The 16,831-nt window shown below is 71.6% G+C and carries 15 protein-coding genes; 7 read left to right on the forward strand and 8 right to left on the reverse strand.

The window, feature by feature from the left end:
- Nucleotides 1-13 precede the first annotated feature (13 nt).
- On the reverse strand, nucleotides 14-988 hold the full coding sequence (locus tag BUB75_RS06675; protein WP_073252447.1) for a LysR family transcriptional regulator: 975 nt from the start codon (nucleotides 986-988) through the stop codon (nucleotides 14-16).
- A 70-nt stretch (nucleotides 989-1,058) separates the two neighbouring features.
- On the opposite strand from BUB75_RS06675, the gene BUB75_RS06680 reads away from it, so the two are divergent.
- The gene (locus tag BUB75_RS06680) at nucleotides 1,059-1,919 is read left to right on the forward strand and encodes a dihydrodipicolinate synthase family protein (RefSeq protein ID WP_073252449.1); all 861 of its coding nucleotides are present in this window, start codon (nucleotides 1,059-1,061) and stop codon (nucleotides 1,917-1,919) included.
- A 29-nt stretch (nucleotides 1,920-1,948) separates the two neighbouring features.
- Here the strand turns inward: BUB75_RS06680 and BUB75_RS06685 are convergent, their stop codons facing one another.
- Both BUB75_RS06685 and BUB75_RS06690 read right to left on the reverse strand, forming a co-directional pair.
- Nucleotides 1,949-2,932: an NAD(P)-dependent alcohol dehydrogenase gene (locus tag BUB75_RS06685; RefSeq protein WP_073252451.1), complete on the reverse strand. Its 984-nt coding sequence runs from the start codon at nucleotides 2,930-2,932 to the stop codon at nucleotides 1,949-1,951.
- 87 nt (nucleotides 2,933-3,019) lie between these two features.
- Entirely contained in the window at nucleotides 3,020-3,700 is a 681-nt protein-coding gene (locus tag BUB75_RS06690) for a TetR/AcrR family transcriptional regulator (RefSeq protein ID WP_218617328.1), read from the reverse strand.
- A gap of 159 nt (nucleotides 3,701-3,859) precedes the next feature.
- Here BUB75_RS06690 and BUB75_RS06695 point away from each other — a divergent pair, with 159 nt between their 5' ends.
- Nucleotides 3,860-5,203 carry a DUF4185 domain-containing protein gene (locus BUB75_RS06695; RefSeq protein ID WP_073252452.1) on the forward strand — a complete coding sequence of 448 codons (1,344 nt, stop codon included), beginning with the start codon at nucleotides 3,860-3,862 and terminating at the stop codon, nucleotides 5,201-5,203.
- Here BUB75_RS06695 and BUB75_RS06700 read toward each other — a convergent pair.
- A complete protein-coding gene (locus BUB75_RS06700) occupies nucleotides 5,193-5,675 on the reverse strand; it encodes a cupin domain-containing protein (protein WP_073252453.1) in 483 nt (160 codons plus the stop codon). The genes BUB75_RS06695 and BUB75_RS06700 overlap by 11 nt on opposite strands.
- Nucleotides 5,676-5,828: 153 nt before the next feature.
- Nucleotides 5,829-6,929: a nucleotide disphospho-sugar-binding domain-containing protein gene (locus BUB75_RS06705; RefSeq protein ID WP_073252455.1), complete on the reverse strand. Its 1,101-nt coding sequence runs from the start codon at nucleotides 6,927-6,929 to the stop codon at nucleotides 5,829-5,831.
- Between the two features lie 117 nt (nucleotides 6,930-7,046).
- Between BUB75_RS06705 and BUB75_RS06710 the strand changes: the two genes are divergently transcribed.
- From BUB75_RS06710 to BUB75_RS06720, 3 genes are all read left to right on the forward strand, one after another.
- Nucleotides 7,047-8,045, forward strand: a complete 999-nt coding sequence (locus BUB75_RS06710; protein ID WP_073252457.1) for an ATP-binding cassette domain-containing protein — start codon at nucleotides 7,047-7,049, stop codon at nucleotides 8,043-8,045.
- Nucleotides 8,042-8,890: an ABC transporter permease gene (locus BUB75_RS06715; RefSeq protein WP_073252459.1), complete on the forward strand. Its 849-nt coding sequence runs from the start codon at nucleotides 8,042-8,044 to the stop codon at nucleotides 8,888-8,890. The genes BUB75_RS06710 and BUB75_RS06715 overlap by 4 nt, the downstream gene beginning before the upstream one ends.
- Nucleotides 8,891-9,958: 1,068 nt before the next feature.
- Nucleotides 9,959-11,080: a coiled-coil domain-containing protein gene (locus BUB75_RS06720; protein ID WP_073252915.1), complete on the forward strand. Its 1,122-nt coding sequence runs from the start codon at nucleotides 9,959-9,961 to the stop codon at nucleotides 11,078-11,080.
- Here the strand turns inward: BUB75_RS06720 and BUB75_RS06725 are convergent.
- The gene (locus tag BUB75_RS06725) at nucleotides 11,066-12,082 is read right to left on the reverse strand and encodes a phosphotransferase family protein (RefSeq protein WP_073252461.1); all 1,017 of its coding nucleotides are present in this window, start codon (nucleotides 12,080-12,082) and stop codon (nucleotides 11,066-11,068) included. The two genes, BUB75_RS06720 and BUB75_RS06725, sit on opposite strands and share 15 nt — an antisense overlap.
- A gap of 222 nt (nucleotides 12,083-12,304) precedes the next feature.
- Between BUB75_RS06725 and BUB75_RS06730 the strand changes: the two genes are divergently transcribed.
- Nucleotides 12,305-13,435 carry an FAD-dependent monooxygenase gene (locus tag BUB75_RS06730; protein WP_073252463.1) on the forward strand — a complete coding sequence of 377 codons (1,131 nt, stop codon included), beginning with the start codon at nucleotides 12,305-12,307 and terminating at the stop codon, nucleotides 13,433-13,435.
- Between the two features lie 28 nt (nucleotides 13,436-13,463).
- On the opposite strand, the gene BUB75_RS06735 is transcribed toward BUB75_RS06730, so the two are convergent.
- Complete coding sequence (locus tag BUB75_RS06735; RefSeq protein WP_073252465.1) at nucleotides 13,464-14,138, reverse strand: winged helix-turn-helix transcriptional regulator; 675 nt, start codon at nucleotides 14,136-14,138, stop codon at nucleotides 13,464-13,466.
- A 96-nt stretch (nucleotides 14,139-14,234) separates the two neighbouring features.
- On the opposite strand from BUB75_RS06735, the gene BUB75_RS06740 reads away from it, so the two are divergent.
- On the forward strand, nucleotides 14,235-15,044 hold the full coding sequence (locus BUB75_RS06740; protein ID WP_073252466.1) for a class I SAM-dependent methyltransferase: 810 nt from the start codon (nucleotides 14,235-14,237) through the stop codon (nucleotides 15,042-15,044).
- Here BUB75_RS06740 and BUB75_RS06745 read toward each other — a convergent pair.
- A complete protein-coding gene (locus BUB75_RS06745; protein WP_073252467.1) occupies nucleotides 15,023-16,798 on the reverse strand; it encodes an N-acyl-D-amino-acid deacylase family protein in 1,776 nt (591 codons plus the stop codon). The two genes, BUB75_RS06740 and BUB75_RS06745, sit on opposite strands and share 22 nt — an antisense overlap.
- Nucleotides 16,799-16,831: the final 33 nt, after the last annotated feature.

Genomic DNA, 16,831 nt, shown 5'->3' on the forward strand with positions numbered 1-16,831 from the left:
CTCCCGCGCCGCGCTACCGCCGAGCCCCAACCTCCGCGGCCGAGGCGCGGAGCGCCGCCACGCACGCCGCGATCGCGGGGTGCGTACCCGCGCCGCGGCGGTACGCGATCCGGGTGCGGCGGCGGATCGGCAGTGCGATCAGCCGCACCCGCGGCGGCCGGTGTTCGACACCGAAGCGTGGCACGAGCGCCACGCCCTGGCCCGCGGCGACCAGCGCCAGCACGGCCGTGAAGTCGTCGGCGTAGTGTCGCACCCGCGGCGCGTACCCAGCGGCCAGGCAGGCACGGACGGCGAGCGTATGGCAGAGCGTCCCCGGGCTGCCGACGATCCAGTCGGCGCCCGCCGCGGCCAAGACCGCGTCCGCGGCCCCGCTGGCGTCTGCGCCCCCGGCCACGCCCGCGGCCCCGGCTGGCTCCGTGGCTTCGGCTGGCTCCGTGGCTTCGGCTGGCTCCGTGGCTTCGGGGAGCGCGAGCAGCACCTCCTCGTCGAGGAGCGGCACCGACTCCTGCGTCGGGTCCGGCGCCGCCGGCACGAGGTCGTAGTCGTGCACCAGCGCGACATCGACCCGCCGGGCGCGCAGCGCGGCCGGCACGTCCACCGGGTCCAATTCGGTAACCCGGAGGACGAGTGCCGGGTGCTCACGTCCGAGCGCGACCAGGGCACCGGGCAACAGCGTCCGTACCGCGCTCGGGAACGCCCCGATGCCGAGCGGACCGGCCAGCCCGCCGCGCGCCGCCGCCAGCGTGGCGTCCGCCGCCTCGAGCGCGCTCAACGCGTCCTCGACGTGCGCGACCAGCGCCGCTCCGGCCGCGGTCAGCGTCACACCGCGACCGGTCCGTTCGAGCAGCGGCACGCCCGCCTCCCGCTGCAGCGCGGCCAGCTGCTGGGAGACCGCGGACGCCGTGTAGGAGTGCGCCTCGGCAACGGCCGCGATCGTCCCGAGGTGGGACAGCTCGCGGAGCAAGTGCAGACGCCGGACGTCGAGCATCAGCTCAGCTTAGGTGTGCCGGTAGGGATCCGACCTGGTCCTTTCCGGTGCACGGCCGGATGCTCGGTGCATGACTCCCACCGGCCTGTTCGTCCCGCTGATCACGCCGTTCGACGCCTCCGGCGGCGTCGCGACCGACGCGCTGGAGGCCCTCGGCCACCAAGTTCTGGACGCCGGGGCGACCGGACTCGTCGCGCTGGGCACCACCGGGGAGCCGGCCGCGCTCACCGACACCGAACGGCGGACCGTCGTCGACGTGGCCGCAGCGATCTGCCGGGACCGCGGCGCCCCGCTGCTGGTCGGCGCCGCCACCGCCGAGGCGCTCGCGGCGCTCGGCGATCGGCCCGAGGTCACCGCGGCGCTCACCGTCGTCCCGCCGTTCGTCCGGCCCGGCGAGGCCGGTGTCGTCGCGCACTTCCGGGCGCTGGCGGCAGGCAGCCCGGTCCCGCTGATCGTGTACGACGTCCCGCAGCGCACCGGCCAGCACCTCTCCGCCGCGACGCTCCGCGAGCTGGCCGCGATCCCCGGCGTCGTCGGCGTGAAGCACGCGCCCGGCGTGGTCACCGCCGACACCGTCGCCCTGCTGGCCGACCCACCCCGCGACTTCGCGATCCTCGGCGGCGACGACGCGTTCGTCGCGCCGGTGCTCGCGCTGGGCGCGCACGGCGGCGTCCTGGCCAGCGCCCACTGCGCGACGCCGGACTTCGTCCGGCTGATCGGCGCCTGGCGCGACGCCGATCCGGCCGTGGCGCGGCAGCTCGGCCACCGGCTCAGCCGGCTGTCGGCGGCCCTGTTCGCCGGTCCGAACCCGACCGTGCTCAAGGGGGTGCTGCACGCCCAGGGCCGCATTCCGACGCCGGACGTGCGGCTTCCGCTGCTCCCCGCCGCGCGTCCGCTGGTCACCGCCGCCCTCGCGCAGCTCACGGCGTGACCCGCGCGACGGGGCGCCGAACCGGCACGTCAGGCCGTGAGCACGACCTTGGCCCTGGCGTGGTCGGTCTCCAGGTAGCGGATCGCGTCGGCGGCGGCCGAGAGCGGATACGTCCGGTCGATGACCGGCTTCAGCGTTCCCGCCTCGGCGAACTCCCGCAGCGCCGCGAGGTTCGCGCTGCTCGGCGTCGCGACCGGGACGAGAATGCGCTGCCGGACGAACTTCGAGCGGAGCTGTCCGTGGACGATCAGCACCATCGGACCGAGGAGCTTGCCACCGGTCGAGACCCCGCCGCCGGAGAGCAGCAGCGCGCCGCGCGGCGTGAGCACGCTGCGGAGCGCGCGCAGCGAACGGTTGCCGACCAGGTCGAACACCACGTCGTACCGCTCGGGGGCGCGGGTGAAGTCCTCCCGCGTGTAGTCGACGACACGCTGCGCGCCGAGCGAGCGCACGAGCTCGGCGTTCCGCGGGCTGCACACGCCGGTGACGTTCGCGCCGAGCGCGGTGGCCAGCTGGACCGCGAACGTGCCGACCCCGCCGGACGCGCCGTTGATCAGCACCGACTGCCCGGGCTGGACGTCGGCCTCATCGCGCAGGCCGACCAGCGCGGTGTTCGCGGCGAGCGGGAGTGCGGCGGCCTGCTCGAACGTCAGGTTCGCCGGCTTGACGTCGACGTGGTCCTGCGAGACCCGGACGTACTCGGCGAACGCGCCGGGGGCCTCACCGAACACCTCGTCGCCGACGCGTAACCGGGTGACGCCGGAGCCGACGGCGTCCACGACGCCGGCGAAGTCGGTGCCGCGCACGGCCGCGGCCGGGGCACGGAGCGTCAGGTCCGGCGTGAGCAGACGCGAGACGTACGGGTCACCGCGCAGGAGGTGCCAGTCGCGGGCGTTGACCGAGGCCGCGCGGACCCGAACGACCACCTCGTCGGCAGCGGGGGAGGGGGTGTCGACGTCCTCGTAGCGCAGGACGTCGGGTGATCCGTAGCGGTGCTGGAGGACGGCTTTCATGAGTTTCCCTTACGTCGTAAGACTGTCTTACGCCGTAAGGCTCCCTTACGGCGTAAGAATCGTCAAGGGCCAGCGGGAGAGCGAGGGCTACCGGGACGAACGGAGACGGTCGAGGCCGTCGAGGATCAGGTCCAGCCCGAACTCGAACTCGAACTGGTCGTCGCACCAGCCGAGCGTCGAGTCGGGATCGTCGTGCGCGACCTCGCGCAGCATGCCGACGAGATACGGCAGCTGCTCGGCCATCCCCTCCGGGATCTCGGCGGGGGCAGATCCGTCACCCGGGTCGAACAGTTCCTGGGAGAAGCCGAGCGCGCGGCTGCCGAGCGCGTGCAGCGCGTGGTGCGCGAGGTCGTAACTGAAGCCGCCGTCGCGCATCAGCCCCACGAGCCGGTCGTGGTATCGCACCACCGCAGGGCTCACCGCCGCCCGGCTCTCGAAGAGCGGCGGCGCCCACGGGTGCCGGAGGAACACGGTCCGCGCGGTGAGGATCCGTTCGCGGGCGGCCTGTTTCCAGGCCGCGCCCGCCGACAGTACGTCGATCGCCTCGACCGCGTCGTTGATCTCGTTCGCGATCAGATCGACGACGCCGTTGAGCAGATCGTCCTTGTTGGCGACGTGGTGGTAGAGCGACATCGCCTCGGCATCGAGCTCCTTGGCGAGACGGCGCATGGTGAGCGTCTGGACGCCCTCGACGTCGGCGAGGTCGATCGCGGCCCGCAGCACGCGCTCCCTGCTCAAGGGCGTCCGTGGCGTGGGCAGCGCGGTCACTCTTACAACGTACGCCTGTCTTCTCGGCGGCACCGTCTCGAATCGGTCGGAGATCACACATCGACTCTTCCGACTCGCTACGAGCGGGCGTTTTCTATGGAAGTGTCAAAGTGGTAAGCGCTGGTAACCAGTCCGAGCCGCATGCAAAAAGGAGCATTCGTGCCGACCGCTGCCTTACCCGACGAGGAGACAGCGGAGGCGCCGCCGGTCCGGGGCGCCACCCGTCCGCTCCGGAGGCAGCTCGTCACGGCACTGTTCGCATATCTGCTCACGCTCGTCGCGGCCGGGTTCGTCGTCGACTGGGACACCGCGAAGTCGAAGCCGCCCGCCGAGGCCACACCGTCACCGACCAAGGCCGCTCCGGTCCAGGCCACCCCGCAGCGCTCGCCGGCGCCACCGGTGCGGGACGTGATCCCGTCGATCCCCGAGGTGACCGACGTCGCCCAGCTCGACCCGGTCCGCCAGCAGAGCCGGGTGACCGCCCGCGACAACGGCCAGAGCGTCCGCTACGGCGATCGTTCGGTCTGGATCTTCGCCGACACCGGTCTGAAGTCACCGGACGCGTTCCTGTCGAACACCGCGGTGTCCACTGACGACCTGAACGCCGCCGACGGGATCACGCTGACCGGGGCGGACCTCGCCGGGACCAGCGGGGACCTCCACGACGAGTTCCTGCCGTGGAGCGCCGCCGAGCGTGCGTTCGAGAAGAAGCACGCGAAGGGCTGCATCCCGGGCGGCGACGACGAGTACTGCGGGGTGACGTTCGGGCTGTGGCCAGGGCCGGTGATCGCCGACCCGGCCCGGCAGCGAGTCCTGGTGTTCTACCAGAAGCTCTGCCGCGGCGGCGCGGACGGCGGACCGTGCTCGGGTGAGTTCGGGCAAGACCTGGGTACCGGCATCGCGGCCGTGGACATGCGGACGTTTCAAACGACCCGGCTGACCCCGCGGAACACCCTGCCGGTGCAGAGCATCGAGGGCCGCGATTCGGCGCTGTTCTTCTCGGCCGAGACGATGTACTCGTCCGCCGCCGTGGTCGCCGGGGACGACGTCTACGTCTACGGCAACTGCACCGACGACAGCCGCTGCCGCGTGGCGCGGGTGCCGCTGGCCGACATCACGGACCGATCGGCGTGGCGGTTCTACGGCGGTCGCGACGACGACCGCACGCCGCTATGGGTGACCGATCCGCTGGACGCGGTGCCGACCATCCGGGCGGGCGCGGCGGGGAACAGCGTCACCTGGAACCCCGCGCTGAAGGCGTGGCTGAACGTCTACTCGGAGTTCGGGGAGTTCGAGGTCCGCGCGCAGGTGGGCGGATCGCCGTACGGGCCCTGGTCGGATTCGTTCACGCTGGCCGAGACCGAACGCCCGAGCCACGGGATGAACTACGCCGCGTTCACCCACCCGGAGTACGCCGAGCAGAACGGCCTCGTGCAGTACGTGACGTACTACCAGCAGGTGACCGGCGGGCTGCACCTGCTGCGTGTGACGCTCAGCCCGTGATGCTGTGTCCCTTGACCACGGGCACGGGGCGGGGCGGCGACGAGAGCATCAGGCTGACCGCACCGGCCGCGCCGGCGACCAACCGGTGGGTGTGCCCGGGGCGGGCGGCGAGCCGTCCGCCGGCGGTCAGCTCGGTGTCGTCCAGGCCCTCCTCGGTGGCGACGGTCTCGCGCAGGCTGCCGTCGAGCACCGTGACGGTCTGGAAGCCGACCGTGTGGGCGTGTAGGTCGGTCGCGTCGCCGGGCGCCCAGCGGACCAGCCACGCGTCGTAGAGGAAGTTGCCGCGCAACGCCACCGGGGCGCCGTCCGACTCCGCGAGCATCGCCGCGGCGCCACCGGCGGCGGCGATCTCGGCGGTGATGATCTCCGCGCGCTCCCGCAGCGCGGTCGGCGTCAGGGAGGACGGCGCGAGGAGGTACGGCTCCAGGTAGTCGAGCCCGGAGCTCTGCGCTGGGGTCGTCGTCGCGGTCATGACGACTAGTGAAGCGCCGGACGCGGGTGCGCTCTGTGCGGGCGACGCCGTCCGCACTGTCGTCTCCCGAACGCTGCGTGGCCCTGGGGGTTGCCGCCGCCCTGGGGTTGCCGTTGCCCGGGGGGTTGCCGCCGCCCGCTGCCCGTGCTCGGCTCAGGCCAGGGCCGCGACGCGCTCGGCGACCTGGGTCGGCGACGGACGGGCCGCGAGCTGGTCCTGGATCGTGACGCTCACCCGCCGCAGACCATCGTCGGTGATCAACCGGGTCAGGTGTTCGGCGGCGAGTGTCCGGCCGGGGACGCACAGCCCGGCGCCGATCCGGGCCACCAGCTCCGCGTTGTACCTTCGGTCGCCCGGCCCCGGGACGACGAGCTGCGGCACACCGGCGGCGAGCGCGGCCTGGACCGTGCCCGCTCCGCCGTGGTGGACGATCGCGGTGCAGGTCGGCAACACGGCGTCGAGCGACACCCAGCCGATCGTCCGGACGTTGACCGGTAGCTCCGGTGGCAGCCCCGGCTCCGGCCGCACCAGGACGATCTCCGCGTCCACCTCTCCGGCGACCGCGACCAGCGATCGCATCATGTGCTCGTTGCCCGGCCCGGCGACCGTGCTCCGGCTCACCAGGATGCGCGGCTGGGCCGGCGTCTCGGTCAGCCAGGACGGGAGCGCGGCGGGCGCAGGTGCCTCGTAGCGCATCGGCCACCCCGGCCGGTCCCCGACCACGCTCGGCGGTAACACCTGGATCACCCCGGCGGGCTCCGGCAGCCGGTCGATCGCCAGCTTGCGCAGCGCCGGCCGGGCGGTGGCCGCGACCAGCTCGGCGCCGTCGAACAGGTTCGTCTCGTGCCGCACGGCCGGAACACCGTGCCCGGCCGCCGCGATCAGCCCGGCGACCGCCAGCGGCTCGGCGACCACGACGTCCGGCCGGAACTGCTCGGTGACGTCCCGGACGGCGTCCACCAGCCGTGCGTTGACGGCACCGAACAGCGCCCCGACGCCCTTCCTCCCGCCGTTGCCCGCCAGCTCGGCCCTGGCGACCAGTGGGTGCCGCAGCGCCACACCGCGCGCGACCGCGGCGAAGTCGAAACCCGGAGCGACGTCCTCGACCGGGAGGCCGATGTCGCTCACCGTGGACGCCGCGTCCGCGGCGGTGGCGACCAGGACGTCGTGGCCGGCGGTAGCCAGCGCCCGGGTCAGCGGCACGAGCGGCAGGACGTGACCGGGCAGCGGGGCCGAAACGACCAGTACGCGCATGCAGGGAGGTTAGGGGGACAGGTCGCCCGCGGTCACTAATTCTGTCGTACCCACTTGGTAGACCCTGGACCATAAGCGCAGCCGACCGTGTTGACTCGACCCGACGAGAGGGCGCTGATGACGACAGCCGACACCGATCTGGCAATCGAGACCGCTGGGCTGGTCAAGACGTTCGGCAAGACACGAGCCGTCGACGGCATCAACCTCGCGGTGCCGGCCGGCGCGGTCTACGGCCTGCTCGGGCCCAACGGCGCGGGGAAGACGACCGCGGTGCGCGTGCTCGCGACGCTGCTGCGCCCCGACGGCGGCGAGGCTCGGGTCTTCGGTTACGACGTCGTACGCCAGGCCGACGAAGTACGCAGCCGGGTGAGCCTCACCGGCCAGTACGCCTCGGTCGACGAGGACCTCACCGGGTTGGAGAACCTCCTGCTGCTCGGCCGCCTGGTCGGGCACCGCAAGCGGGCGGCCCGCACCCGCGCCGACGAGTTGCTCGCCGCGTTCGGGCTCACCGACGCCGCCGACCGGCAGGTCAAGAAGTACAGCGGCGGGATGCGCCGCCGCCTCGACATCGCGGCGAGCATCCTCAACACGCCCGATCTGCTGTTCCTCGACGAGCCCACCACCGGGCTCGATCCGCGTAGCCGCAGCCAAGTCTGGGACATCGTGCGTGCGGTCGTCGCCTACGGCACGACCGTGCTGCTCACCACCCAGTACCTCGACGAGGCCGATCGGCTCGCGTCGCGCATCGCGGTGATCGACCATGGCACGGTGATCGCCGAGGGCACGCCCGGTGCGCTGAAGTCCTCGATCGGCGCCGGAACCGTCCACGTGCGGCTCCGTGACCCGCTGCAGCGCGATGAGGCGTCCGCGCTGCTCGGGCGCGCGCTCGACGCGCAGGTGTTGCAGGAGTCCGACCCGGTGGCGCTGACGGTCCGGGTGGCCGGCTCCGAGCGGGGCGCTGCCGAACACGCGTCCCGTGCGCTGGCCGACCTGGCCGCGGCCGGCATCGTCGTCGACGACTTCTCGCTCGGCCAGCCCAGCCTCGACGAGGTGTTCCTCGCGCTCACCAGCCCGCAGAACCAGGAAGGCCCGACGGAGAAGGAGACCGTCGCATGAGCACCACCACCGATTCCGCCGAGACGACGGTCTACGCGCCGACCGCGGACGCGTTGCAAGCCGTGCTCTCGCCTGCCGCCCGCCCGTCGCCGCCCGGCCCGTTCGCGGCGTCGATCGCGTTCGGCTGGCGCGCGATGCTGAAGATCAAGCACGTGCCGGAGCAACTGTTCGACGTGACCGCGTTCCCGATCATCATGACGCTGATGTTCACGTATCTGTTCGGTGGTGCGCTGGCCGGTTCGACGCGGGAGTACCTGCAGTTCTTCCTCCCCGGCATCATGGTGACGAGCGTCGTGATGATCACGATGTACACCGGCATCGGGCTGAACACCGACATCGAAAAAGGCGTCTTCGACCGTTTCCGCACGCTGCCGGTGTGGCGTCCGGCGGCGCTCGTCGGAATGATCTTCGGCGACCTGCTGCGCTACGTGCTCGCCTCGCTGGTGATCCTCGGCGTCGGGCTGGTTCTCGGTTTCCGTCCGGAGGGCGGCGTGGTCGGGGTCGCGGGCAGCATCCTGTTGCTGGTCATCTTCTCGTTCGCGTTCTCCTGGGTCTGGACGATGTTCGGCCTGCTGCTGCGGAGCGAGAAGTCCGTGATGGGCGCCAGCATGATGATCCTGTTCCCGCTGACGTTCCTGAGCAACGTGTTCGTGGAGCCGACGACGATGCCGGGTTGGCTGCAGGCGTTCGTCAAGGTCAACCCGATCACGCAGCTGGTCGACGCCGTCCGGAGCATGATGGCCGGCGAGGCGGCGGGCAGTTCGTTGATGTGGACGCTGGTGGCCAGCGTCCTCTTCGTGGCGGTGTTCGGCTCGCTGACGATGCGGCTCTACAACCGCAAGTAAGCGCACCACCGCCGCCCGGCGCCCCGCATCCCAGCCGGGGCGCGGGTGGGGGTGGCAACAAAGTGTGGTGTGGGCAGGCGCCCACACCACACTTTGTTGCGCTGACCGGACACTCCTCGGCGGGGGCGTGCCGCGCGCTCGCCCAATCCCTGACCGCCGTCGCGGCCAGCACGGTGGCTGGCGGCTCGCGCCATGGATGCGGACCCACTTGGGCCAGCCATAGCCCGCCCAATCGGGTCCACTCGGCACCAGGTCACCGCTCCGCGGACTGCCCGCTGGACGTGGCGCCGTCCGGGCGGGCGCCGTTTGGACGTGGCGCCGTCCGTGCGGGCGCCATCCCGGCGGGCGCCCTCCGGACGGGGTGCCGTCTGGACGTGGCGCCCGCTTGCCGGCTGGCGCCCTGCGGCCGGCGATGCGGCCGAGCTGCCGTGGCGGCACTCGCCAGGGGCACCGAGACCCCGCTCGGGAACGGTCGGCTCCTTGGGGGCGCCCGGAACGATGTGGCCCGGGGGCTCGTGATAGCGAGCCCTTGGCCACATCGTTCGATCGAGCCCCGCCCCGCTATTACGCTCCGCACCGCGAATCGGGCACCCCGCCCGCACCCCTCCATCGGGGGGCCGAGTGCGGTGTGCCCGGCGCCGAGCTACCAAAGCGCCGGCCTCCCGGGCGGATTGCATTTGGAAGAGGTATAGCCCTTCTAAGTGCAATCCGCTCAACGGCGTGCCCTTGCCGCGAGGCGAGGCGAGGCGAGGCGAGGTGAGGCGGGGCGAGGTAGCGCCCCGGAGCGCTTGCGCTATCGTTCCGCGCGCGGCCCGTTCAGCAGGGCCAACACCGCAGGGATGGCATTCACCCGCCCCACAAATCACATGAGTCACAGGAGTTATATTGCGCCCCCCGCATTAGGGCGGAATTAAGCGTCTCCAAAATTGTGCTATTCCGTTGAACCGCCCGACCTGCAATTGTCATCGACCGCTGATTAAAATTCCTTAATTCCTTTTCTGGGCCCAGGAATCGTTCGCTGGACACGTACAGTCTCGAACAGAATTCGCCCGGAGAAGGAAAGTGCTCGTGACGTTCGCTGCCCCGACCGCTCGCTTCCGCGTTGTTCTCGCGCTGGTCGCCGTCCTCGCCGGACTGGGTCTGCTGGTCGGCGGAACCCCCGGCTCGGTGCACGCGGCCCCCAACGCGGCCGAGGACGACGAGGGCGGCACCGCGGCGTTACGCAGGAAGCTCGACGAGGCCGCCAGCGGGTACAACAACGCGCGGGCGAAGGCCCAGGCGTCCGAGCGTCGCCGCAAGCAGTTGGTCCAGCAGATGGCCGGCGCGGAGAAGCGCATCACCGCGCTCGACCGCGAAGTCCAGGAGCTGAGCGCGGCCGCCTACCGTGGCGGCCTGCCCGATCCGGCCACCGCGATGGCGAATTCGCGCTCGCTGCCGGACATGATCGGCGACGTCGGCCTGATCGAGACCCTGGTTCAGCGTCGGAAGCAGACGCTGGACGAGCTTCGCGCCGCGCGGAAGGACCTGGCCGCCGCCCAGCGCGAGGTCGACGAGCAGCTGAAGAAGCAGCGCGCCGAGGAACGCACGATGGCCAAGCGGCGCGCCGACGCGGAGAAGGCGCTCGAGGCGGCGAACGTGGGAGGCCAGCGCACCGGCGGTTTTTCGACCGACGGTGAGAACAACGACCAGCCGGCGGCCTCGACCGGAGGTGACCGCAGCAGCGCGGAGACTCCGCAGAGGACCACGCCGAAGAAGAAGACGCGCCGAGCTGCGGCCGCTCCGCGCCGCGGCGACGGTTCGTTCTCCTCGCAGGGCTGCTCCCAGGACGATCCGACGTCCGGCGGCTGCCTCACCGCACGCACCCTGCACGCGCTGCGGCAGACCAAGGCAGCCGGCTTCACCCGGTACGTCCACTGCTTCCGGCAGGCGTCGTTCGGCGAGCACCCCAAGGGGCGGGCGTGCGACTTCGCGGCCGCGAAGAGCGGCTTCGGCGGTGCCGCGACCGGCGGTGACCGGACCTACGGCAACCGCCTGGCGGCCTGGCTGGTGGACAACGCCGACCGGCTCGGCGTCCTGTATGTGATCTGGTATCGGCAGATCTGGCTACCCGGCTCCGGTTGGCGCGCCTACCAGAGCGGCGGCGACCCCTCGTCCGCCCACACGAATCACGTCCACCTATCGATTCAGTAGGCCGGCCAGCGCGCGCTCGGCCAGCAACGGCACACCCTGCCCGGCGGAGGCGTAGCCGTCGCCGACCGTGCCACCGGCCAGGTACCGGGCGTGTACGCCCTCCAGGATCACCGCGAGCTTGAACTCGGAGAACGCCCGGTAGAGCGGGAGCAGCTCCAGGTTGCGGCCGGTGCGCGCCGCGTAGGCGGCGGCGAACTCGTCCGCGGTCGGGAACCCGGGGTGGGCGGTGACGCCGCCTGCGGACGAGACCGACCCGTCGTCGGCCCAGTAGAGGAGCGTCAGCGCGAGGTCGGCCAGCGGGTCGCCGAGCGTGGAGAGCTCCCAGTCGACGACCGCTGCGACGTCGGTGCCCCGGACGAGCATGTTGTCGAGCCGGTAGTCGCCGTGAACGAGCGTCGTCTCACCGTCGGTCGGGAGGTCCGTGGCGAGCTTGGTCAGCAACTCCTCCATGACCGGCAGCTCCCTGGTCTTGGACGCCGCCCACTGCTTACCCCACCGGCGTACCTGCCGCTGGAGGTAGCCGGTCGGCGGGCCGAAGTCGGACAGGCCGGTCGCGGCCAGGTCGACCTCGTGAATGCGGGCGAGTGCCTCGATCACGCTCGCGCCGATCGCCGCCCGGTCGTCCGGCGCGAGTTCGGCGGTTTGTTCCGGCCGCCGGTACACCTCGCCGACGACGTACGAGACCAGGTAGAACGGCGCTCCGAGCGCGGCCGGGTCCGGCTCGAACGCGACCGCGCGCGCCACCGGCACCGCGCTGTCCTGGAGTCCGGAGACCACCCGGTACTCGCGGCCCATGTCGTGTGCGCTGGGCAGCACGGGTCCGCGCGGTGGCCGGCGCAGGATCAGCGGACCGGCGTCGAACACCACCCGGAACGTGAGGTTCGAGAGACCTCCGGTGATCAGCTCGGCGCCGGTGAGCGCGCCGTGCTCGGGGAGCCGGTCCGCCGCCCACGCGGAGAACGCGTCGAGGTCGAGCCCGGGTAAGGACGATGACGGAGCCACGCTGCTTCCCTCCGGTCGGATCAGACAACCAGTTTCGCAGCGCGGAGGCGTCCGACCCGTCAGTATTCACCGGGTGCATGGACAGTATGGTGAGAATCGATTTCCTTCATGTGAGCGGGATCTCGCATAGTGAAGCATTCCGTCAGTCCGGTAACCCTCCGGATACACGCCGGAAACGCCGACGCCGCTGCCACACGCGGCCCCGACCCGGAGAACGATGACATGCCTGCTGTCCAGAACGTCCTGGTCGTTGGCGGCGGTGCGGCGGGTGCCGCGTCCGCCATCCTGCTCGCCGAGCGCGGCATCGCCGTCGAGGTCGTCGAGCTCAAGCCGGACGTCACGGCGCTCGGCTCCGGCATCACGCTCCAGGGCAACGCGCTGCGCGTCCTGCGGCAGCTCGGCGTCTGGGAGAAGGTGAGCGCGAAGGGCTACGCGTTCAACGACCTCGGCATCCGGGCGCCCGATCCGAACGGCACCGTCGTGGCCGAGTTCCCTGACGCCCGCACCGGCGGCCCCGAGCTGCCCGCCACGCTCGGCATGTACCGCCCCGATCTGGCCGCGATCCTGATGGCCCGGGCCGGCGACGTCGGCGTGAAGGTGCGGTTCGGGACCACGTTCGCCGACCTGACCCAGGATGAGAACGGCGTCGACGTGACGTTCTCCGACGGCTCGACCGGCCGCTACGACCTCGTCATCGGCGCCGACGGCATCCGCTCGGCGGTGCGTCGCGCGCTCGGTGTCGAGCTGGAGACCCGCCCCACCGGTATGGGCATCTGGCGGGTGTTCGCGCCGCGCCCGGCGAGCGTCACCCGCACCGACCTGATCTACGGCGGTCCGAGCTACATCGCCGGGTACTGCCCGACCGGCGAGGACACGCTCTACGCGTACATCGTCGAGAAGGCGCAGGACCGCAGCGGGCTCTCACCGGAGGAACAGCTCGCGACGATGGTCGAGCTCTCGCAGGCCTACCACGGGCCGTGGGACGACATCCGTCCCGGCCTCACCGACCCGACCCGGGTCAACTACACCTGGTTCGAGCAGCACGTGCTCGACGCACCGTGGAACCGCGGCCGGGTCGTGCTGATCGGCGACGCCGCGCACACCTGCCCGCCCACCCTGGCCCAGGGCGCGGCGATGGCGCTGGAGGACGCGGCGGTGCTCGCCGAGCTGCTGGTCACCGCCGAACAGCTCGACCAGAGCGTGTTCGACGTATTCACGACGCGGCGGTACGAGCGGGCGAAGCTGGTCGTCGAGTCGTCGGTGCAGCTCGGTCAGTGGCTGATCGACGGTGAGCGCGGCGACGTCCCCGGCCTGATGGGCAAGGTCTCCGCGCTGGTCAGCCAGCCCGCCTGACGTCGGGCCGCCCCGCGTCGGAGAAGATTCAGACGCGGGGCACCGACGCGAACACCGTGGGGCGGAACCAGCTCGGAAGAGCGCGCCGTAACGGTTCCGGGCCGTCCAACGCGACGTCGCCCGCGCGCATCGCGTCCCACCAGGACACGTCACCCCGCCAGACCAGCACCATCCGACGGAGGTCCGCGGTCACCCGGACCGCGACCTCGTGTCCCGGGTCGACGTCGCAGACGTCGACGTCGGGCGGCGTGATCACCAGCCACCAGTCCTGCTTCCGTGGCGCCACCTCGGGGAACCGGAACTGGACGACGGTGCGGCCGGTCGGCACCGCGTCGTGGTCGACGTTGCGGTGCAGGTCCCAGAGCAGCAGCTTCGGGTCGAGGTCCCGGTCGCCGAGCTCACCGACCCAGCGCACGCCCCAGGCGCCGAGCGCCGCGACGATCGGCGCCAGCTCCTGACCGGCCTGCGTCAGCACGTACTGGACCTCCCGCTCGCCGGGACGCCGCTCGACGATTCCGGCGGCGACCAGGCTCTGGAGGCGCTTGGACAGCAGCGTGGGGGAGATCCGCGGCAACCCCCGGCGCAGGTCGTTGAAGTGCCGGCTGCCGGCGACCAACTCCCGCACCACGAGCATCGTCCACCGCTCGTCGAGCAGTTCCATGGCCTTCGCGACCGGGCAGAACTGGTGGTAGGTGGCTCCCATGAAGCAGTTCTAGTACAGATCGTGTACTAGGCGGGCACCCTCCGCCGTTCTTACCGTCGTGAGGACAAGCTGACCCGATACGACGGGGGACCTCACGTGACCACCACCGATAGCGCACTCAAAGCCAAGCACAGAGCACTCTGGGCGCTCGGCGACTACCCGGCCGTCGCCACCGACCTCATTCCCTCGCTCGGCCCGATCCTGGTCGCCGCCACCGGCATCGGCCCGGGCCAGCGCGTGCTCGACGTCGCCGCGGGAACCGGCAACGTCGCGATACCGGCCGCGCTGGCCGGCGCGGACGTCGTCGCCAGCGACCTGACACCCGAGCTGCTCCAGGTGGGGGAGAAGCGAGCCGCCGAGCAGGGCGCGCGTCTCGCCTGGGAGGAGGCCGACGCGGAGCACCTGCCCTACCGCGCCGGCGAGTTCGACGTCGTCGTCTCGTGCGTCGGCGTGATGTTCGCGCCGATGCACCAGCTCGCTGCGGACGAACTGATCCGGGTGACCCGTCCGGGCGGCTCGATCGGGCTGATCGCCTGGACGCCGGAGGGTTTCATCGGGCAGCTGTTCGCGACGATGAAGCCGTACGTCGCTCCGCCGCCGCCCGGGGCGCAGCCGCCGCCGCTGTGGGGCTCCGAGGCGCACGTCGCGGCGCTGTTCGGCGACCGGGTCAGCGGGGTCGTCACGGAGAAGCGGAGCGTCGTCATCTCCGGGTTCCCGACCGGCGCCGCGTTCCGCGACTACTGGAAGGGCATCTACGGCCCGACGATCGCCGCCTACCGCGGCCTCGCCGATGACCCGGAGCGCACCGCCGCCCTCGACCAAGAGATGGCCGCGCTCGGCGACAAGTACCTGATCAACGGCGCGATGGAGTGGGAGTACCTGCTCTACACGGCTTCCGTGGTCTGAGGTAGCGGGCTGCGGTTCTCCTCCCGGTAGCGCAGGAACCGCCCGGTGCGCCGGGAGACCCCGTAGTCCGGGCGGAACCGGCCGGCGGCGAACACCACCTCGCCGCCGATCACGGTCGCGTCCACCGCGCCGTCGTTGCGGTTGACCATCCGGCGCAGGCCGCCGAACTCCGCCAACGGTTCCTCGTGGTAACTGGCGAGCTGGGCGGCGTCCAAACCGGTCGGGTCGACCACCACGAGGTCGGCCCGGTCGCCGACGCGCAGGTGCCCGGCGTCCAGACCGAGCCAGTCGGCCAACTCACCGGTGAGCCGGTGCACCGCGCGCTCCACCGACATGAAACCGCCGTCCTGAACCCGGGCGAGCAGGCGGAGCCCGTAGTTGTAGAAGGCCATGTTCCGCAGGTGGGCCCCGGCGTCCGAGAAGCCGTACTGGACGCCGGGCAGCGCCGACAGCTTGTTCAGGATCTCCGGGCGGTCGTTGACGATCGTCGTCTTCCAGCGGAACGCCCGGCCGTGCTCGACGACCAGGTCGAGGAACGCGTCGACGACGTGGACGCCACGCTTCTCCGCGACGTCCGCCACCGAGAGCCCCACCAGCGAGGAATCGGGACACTCGACGATGTACGCGTCGGCGAAGTCCCGATGCCAGACCCGGGAGCTGAACCGCTTCTCGAAATCCTGGCGGAACCACCGCCGGTAGCCCTCATCCCGCAGCAACCGGTCGCGCTCCAGCTCGTCCTGCAGGTGCAGCGCGGCTGCGCCGGCGCCGAACTCCTCGAACACCACCAGATCGACGCCGTCCGCGTGCACTTCGAACGGCACCGGGAGGTGCTGGAACCGGAAGTTGCCACGACCAGGCACGTTCGCGAGCCAGGACAGCGGGCCGAAGATCCGCCACAGCCAGCGGTCGGACTTCGCGTCGGCGGCGGACAGCAGCGACGTCTTCAGCGGCTTGCGGCCGATCCCGGTGCTGGACGCGAGGAAGAACAGCACGTCGTACTTCGTGTTCAGGTTCGGGATGCTCTGCAGGATCGCGTGCCGCTTCCGGAGCAGCCGGTGCAGTGCCCGGTACTCCGACCAGCGGGCGTACGTGCTGGGTAACGAGCGGGACCGGTACCGGTCGCCGTCGAGCTTGTCCCAGGGGTTCGTCATCGTGGACAGCCCGATGAAGCCGGCGTCGAGCGCCTCGGTCAGCAGCTCGGACATCCGCCGCAGCTCGTCGTCGGCCGGCCGGTGGCTGCGGTCGGTGGCGCGGCCCAGGCCCATCACCGTGGTCCGCAGGTCGGAGTGGCCGAGGAACGAGGCGACGTTCGGTCCGAGCGGCAGCCGCTCGACGACGGCCACCCACTCGGACGGCCGGGTCCAGGTCCGTCCCTGCTCCAGCGCGGTGAGCACGTGCTGGCGGGGGAGGGCCTCGACGCGGCTGAACAGGTCGGCGGCGTCCACCGGCTCGACGTACACGGTCGAGAGCGAGCAGTTGCCGACGACGACCGTGGTGACGCCGTGCCGGACCGACTCGGTGAGCCCCGGCGCGACCAGGACCTCGGCGTCGTAGTGGGTGTGCAGGTCGACCATGCCGGGCATCACCCAGCGTCCGGCCGCCTCGATCACCTCGGTCTCCGGTCCGGCGGGCAGCGGGTCGGGCGAGATCGCCGCCACCACGCCGTCGCGGATGCCGAGGTCGCGGATCGCGGAGGGTGCTCCGGTGCCGTCGAACCAGCGGCCACCACGGATCACGAGGTCGAAGTCGGTCATCGCGCAACCTCCCCACAGGTTCGCCCGAGAGTA

The organism is Cryptosporangium aurantiacum (genome assembly GCF_900143005.1).
Lineage (GTDB): Bacteria > Actinomycetota > Actinomycetes > Mycobacteriales > Cryptosporangiaceae > Cryptosporangium > Cryptosporangium aurantiacum.

Excerpts from the sequence above, each read along its gene's own strand:
- BUB75_RS06675 (WP_073252447.1), bottom strand. The coding sequence starts at position 988 with ATGCTCGACGTCCGGCGTCTGCACTTGCTCCGCGAGCTGTCCCACCTC.
- BUB75_RS06680 (WP_073252449.1), top strand. The coding sequence starts at position 1,059 with ATGACTCCCACCGGCCTGTTCGTCCCGCTGATCACGCCGTTCGACGCC.
- BUB75_RS06705 (WP_073252455.1), bottom strand. The coding sequence starts at position 6,929 with ATGCGCGTACTGGTCGTTTCGGCCCCGCTGCCCGGTCACGTCCTGCCG.
- BUB75_RS06735 (WP_073252465.1), bottom strand. The coding sequence starts at position 14,138 with ATGGGAGCCACCTACCACCAGTTCTGCCCGGTCGCGAAGGCCATGGAA.
- BUB75_RS06710 (WP_073252457.1), top strand. The coding sequence starts at position 7,047 with ATGACGACAGCCGACACCGATCTGGCAATCGAGACCGCTGGGCTGGTC.
- BUB75_RS06700 (WP_073252453.1), bottom strand. The coding sequence starts at position 5,675 with ATGACCGCGACGACGACCCCAGCGCAGAGCTCCGGGCTCGACTACCTG.
- BUB75_RS06715 (WP_073252459.1), top strand. The coding sequence starts at position 8,042 with ATGAGCACCACCACCGATTCCGCCGAGACGACGGTCTACGCGCCGACC.
- BUB75_RS06745 (WP_073252467.1), bottom strand. The coding sequence starts at position 16,798 with ATGACCGACTTCGACCTCGTGATCCGTGGTGGCCGCTGGTTCGACGGC.
- BUB75_RS06685 (WP_073252451.1), bottom strand. The coding sequence starts at position 2,932 with ATGAAAGCCGTCCTCCAGCACCGCTACGGATCACCCGACGTCCTGCGC.
- BUB75_RS06730 (WP_073252463.1), top strand. The coding sequence starts at position 12,305 with ATGCCTGCTGTCCAGAACGTCCTGGTCGTTGGCGGCGGTGCGGCGGGT.